The 4,073-nt window shown below is 69.4% G+C and carries 5 protein-coding genes; 2 read left to right on the forward strand and 3 right to left on the reverse strand.

The window, feature by feature from the left end:
• Together A5700_RS07970 and A5700_RS07975 are read right to left on the reverse strand one after the other, a co-directional pair.
• A partial coding sequence (locus A5700_RS07970; protein ID WP_156671133.1) for an FHA domain-containing protein occupies positions 1-442 on the reverse strand: 442 nt, incomplete at its 3' end.
• Positions 443-472: 30 nt separating this feature from the next.
• The gene (locus A5700_RS07975) at positions 473-1,699 is read right to left on the reverse strand and encodes an NADH:flavin oxidoreductase (RefSeq protein WP_068066596.1); all 1,227 of its coding nucleotides are present in this window, start codon (positions 1,697-1,699) and stop codon (positions 473-475) included.
• Positions 1,700-1,784: 85 nt separating this feature from the next.
• Here A5700_RS07975 and A5700_RS07980 point away from each other — a divergent pair, with 85 nt between their 5' ends.
• Both A5700_RS07980 and A5700_RS07985 read left to right on the forward strand, forming a co-directional pair.
• Entirely contained in the window at positions 1,785-2,630 is an 846-nt protein-coding gene (locus A5700_RS07980; protein WP_068066599.1) for a bifunctional methylenetetrahydrofolate dehydrogenase/methenyltetrahydrofolate cyclohydrolase, read from the forward strand.
• Entirely contained in the window at positions 2,627-2,908 is a 282-nt protein-coding gene (locus A5700_RS07985; protein ID WP_068066602.1) for a DUF3017 domain-containing protein, read from the forward strand. Before A5700_RS07980 ends, A5700_RS07985 begins: the two co-directional genes overlap by 4 nt.
• Here A5700_RS07985 and A5700_RS07990 read toward each other — a convergent pair.
• Positions 2,905-3,534 (reverse strand): DUF732 domain-containing protein, encoded by a 630-nt coding sequence (locus A5700_RS07990; protein ID WP_068066605.1) that lies wholly within the window; start codon positions 3,532-3,534, stop codon positions 2,905-2,907. The two genes, A5700_RS07985 and A5700_RS07990, sit on opposite strands and share 4 nt — an antisense overlap.
• Positions 3,535-4,073 lie beyond the last annotated feature (539 nt).

The following is a 4,073-nucleotide window of genomic DNA, read 5'->3' on the forward strand; positions in this document are numbered from 1 at the left end:
GAGGAGAGGCGACGGGGGGGCCGGGGGGCGGCCCCGGCGGCGCGGCGGTCGCGGACCAGGCGACGCCGGCCGGTTGCGCGGCCACCGGGATGTTCATCGACTCGGTCTGCGGCGGGCGCCCGGCCATGCCTTGGTGGCGGCCGACGTCGAAGGTCAGCTGCGGGCCGTCGGGGTTGCCGATGTTGATCGACTGCCCGTCGTGGATCTCGACGACCGGCACGCGCCGGCCGTTGACGAAAGTGCCGTTGAGCGAGCCGTTGTCGATGGCCAGCCAGCGGCCCTGGTCGAAGCGCAGCAGCAGGTGTGCGCGCGAGATCAGGGGGTGGGTGATGCGCATGTCGGCCCGCAGGTCGCGGCCGACGACCACGTCATGGCCCGCTGCGAAGGTGCGTTCCGATCCTTCGTGATGGACGGTCAACGTCGGTGGGACTGGGGCGGACATCGCCACAACTGTAGCTTGCGACCCTGTGGTCTACCGGGCGGCGGCGACGGTGTCGGGTGCGCCCGTGACGACGCAGCGGGTGCGGGTGTAGATCGTCGGCATGCACCGGTTGCAGTGGGTGCACGCGGACAGCACCCCGGTGCGGGCGCTGTCGGCGGCGATCCGGTTGATCAGGTCCGGCTCGGCCAGCAGCGCACGGGCCATCGCGACGAAGTCGAAGCCCTCGGCCATCGCCAGGTCCATGGTCTCCCGGTTGCTGATGCCGCCGAGCAGGATCAGCGGCATCGACAGTTCGGCGCGGAACAGCTTGGCGTCGCGCAGCAGGTACGCCTCGCGGTAGGGGTATTCGCGCAGGAACTTTTTGCCCGTCATGCGCATGCCCCAGCGCAGCGGCGGTTTGAACGCCCCGGAGAACTCCTTGAGCGGCGCGTCGCCGCGGAACAGGTACATGGGGTTGACCAGCGAACTGCCCGCGGTCAGCTCGATCGCGTCCAGCCCGCCGTCGTCCTGCAGCCATTTCGCGGTGATCAGCGACTCCTCGGTGCTGATGCCGCCGCGCACGCCGTCGGTCATGTTGAGCTTGGCGGTGACCGCGATGGGCGTGCCCTCTTTCTCCACCGCGCGGCGCACCGCCATCACCATGCCGCGGGCCAGCTTGGCGCGGTTCTCCAAAGACCCGCCGAACTCGTCGTTGCGCCGGTTGATCAGTGGCGACAGGAACGCGCTGGCCAGGTAGTTGTGGCCCAGATGGATCTCGACGGCGTCGAAGCCGGCCTCGATGGCCAGCCGCGCGGCGTTGGCGTGGCCCTCGATGACGTCGTTGATGTCGTCGCGGGTCGCCTTGCGCGCGAACCGCATTCCGATCGGGTTGAAGAACCGCACCGGCGCCAGCGCCTTCGCCTTGTTCGACTTGGCGTTGGCGACCGGCCCGGCGTGGCCGATCTGTGCGCTGACGGCCGCGCCCTCGGCGTGGATGGCGTCGGTGAGCCGCCGGAAGCCGGGCACGGCCTCGGGCCGCATCCAGATGCCGTTGCCTTCGGTGCGGCCGCCGGGGGAGACGGCGCAGTAGGCGACGGTCGTCATGCCGACACCACCGGCGGCGGGTAGCCGGTGGTACTCGATCAGGTCATCGGTCACCAGCGCGTGCGGGGTGCGCGCCTCGAAGGTGGCCGATTTGATGGTGCGGTTGCGCAGGGTGATGGGCCCCAGCTTTGCCGGTGAGAAGACGTCGGGCACAGTGGGCTGGTCAGAGGGCATGCCAGGAGCGTAACGGGGATCACAACCCGGGGTGGTGGGGGTCGCCGATCCCGGGCGCGCCGGGCGGCCATGAAAGACTGAGCCCGTGAGCGCAATCACGCTGGACGGCAAGGCGACCCGCGACGAGATCTTCGTCGACCTGAAGGAACGGGTGGCCGCGCTGACCGCGGCCGGCCGCACCCCCGGGCTGGGCACCATCCTGGTCGGCGACGACCCCGGTTCGCAGGCCTACGTCCGCGGCAAGCACGCCGACTGCGCCAAGGTCGGCATCACCTCCATCCGGCGGGACCTGCCCGCCGACATCAGCGCCGCCACGCTGAACGAGACCATCGACGAGCTCAACGCCAACCCCGACTGCACCGGCTACATCGTGCAGCTGCCGCTGCCCAAGCACCTGGACGAGAACGCGGCGCTGGAGCGCGTCGACCCGAACAAGGACGCCGACGGCCTGCACCCGACCAACCTGGGCCGCCTGGTGCTCAGCGTCGCGGCCCCGCTGCCATGCACCGCGCGCGGCATCGTGCACCTGCTGCGCCGCTACGACGTCGAGATCGCTGGGGCGCACGTGGTCATCATCGGCCGGGGCGTCACCGTCGGGCGCCCCCTGGGGCTGCTGTTGACCCGCCGCTCCGAGAACGCCACGGCGACCCTGTGCCACACCGGCACCCGCGACCTGGCGTCGCTGACCCGGCAGGCCGACATCATCGTGGCCGCCGTCGGGGTCCCGCACATGCTGACCGCCGACATGGTGCGGCCCGGGGCGGCGGTCGTGGACGTGGGGGTGAGCCGGACCGACGACGGCCTGGTCGGCGACGTCCATCCCGGCGTGTGGGACGTGGCGGGCCACGTGTCGCCGAATCCCGGCGGGGTGGGCCCGTTGACCCGCGCCTTTCTGCTCACGAACGTCGTGGAGCTGGCCGAGCGGGGATGAGCGCGCGGACCGTCCTGCGGAGCCAATGGCCGATCCTGATGGTGGGCCTGATCTTCGTGACGGCGCTGGTCTTGGTGGGCGCGAACTTCTGGCGCCGCGGCGCGCTGCTGATCGGGATCGGTGTCGGTGTCGCGGCGCTGCTGCGGTTGGCGTTGCCCGACGACCGCGCCGGCCTGTTGGTGGTGCGCAGCAAGGGAATCGACTTCCTCACCACTGCGGCCGTCGGGGCGTCGATGGTCTATATCGCGTTCACCATCGATCCGCTGGGAACCGGTTAGGCCCGCGGCAGTTGCCCCGCCATGGCCGGGAGCTGACCGGCCATCGCCGGGAGTTGGCCCGCCATCGCCGGCAGCTGGCCGCTCGTCATGCCGGGGAGCTGGCCCGCCATCGCCGGGAGTTGACCGGCCATGGCCGGCAGCTGGCCGCCCGTCATGCCGGGGATTTGCCCCGCCGCCGGCAGCTGTCCCGGCATGCCGGGGATCTGACCGGCCATGCCCGGGATTTGCCCCGGCATGGCGCCCGACAGGTTGCCGCCCGCCAGGTTCGCCATTTCCTCCGGGCAGTAGGTCTGGATGGCGATGGTCGTGAACATGCGGGCCATCGTGGGGGACATGCCCCGGCCGGAGACGCTGGACGCGACCGCGGCGAAATTGCCGCCCGGCTGAGCGAGCATCGGGCAGATCGACTGGCCGACGGACATGGCGTTCCCGGGTTCGCCGAAGTCGACGCCCGCGTGGTTGAGCGAGTCGATGAAGCTGTCGTCGGTGCCCGCGTCGGCCCCGGCCGGTGCCGCCAGCGTCGCCGCGGCGGTGAGCAACCCGGCGGCCACGGCGAGCAGTCGGATGGTGAGGGGCTGATGACGGAAATCCCAGATCCACCTGTGCGTGCGAACCAGTGCCTTCATGCAGCCTCCCCCTGGGCCCGGAGTGCGCGAGGCACTCGATCTCGTTGAGAACTCTGAGCCATCGCGGTCACGTTTACGACACGGTGGGATCAAGGTTCGCACAATAAGCGTTTCGTGAGGTCACGACGTCGGCCTCGTGAATTATTGGGCAGCGTAGCCGGATAGGTCGTCGCGGGAAAATCGGAAGGACATCGGAAGGCCAACGTCACACCGCGCGGTGCGGTGTGGGGGCGTCGTGGCAAACCGGCGACGTTGAGCAATGCTGCGTTGGGGCGCATCATGATTCGTTGGGGAGCGCGCGCGTTGCGTGCGTCAGCGTCCCGTCCGGTAGGAATGCCGATGCACGACAGGGTATTTCGATGAACTCTGGTCAGCGTCGCCGTATATTGACAACGCTTATTGCTCCCGTTTCAGCGGTGGCTAAACTGCGCCAGAAAACTTGTGTCACTTGTGTTTCCTTAACCCCAACGCGGCGGTTTTTGTCGGTGGTGATGGCTAGTTTGGCGGTGTGAGTGCAAGCGGTTCGGCTGATCTTGAGC

This window comes from Mycobacterium sp. E1214 (assembly GCF_001666755.1).
Lineage (GTDB): Bacteria > Actinomycetota > Actinomycetes > Mycobacteriales > Mycobacteriaceae > Mycobacterium.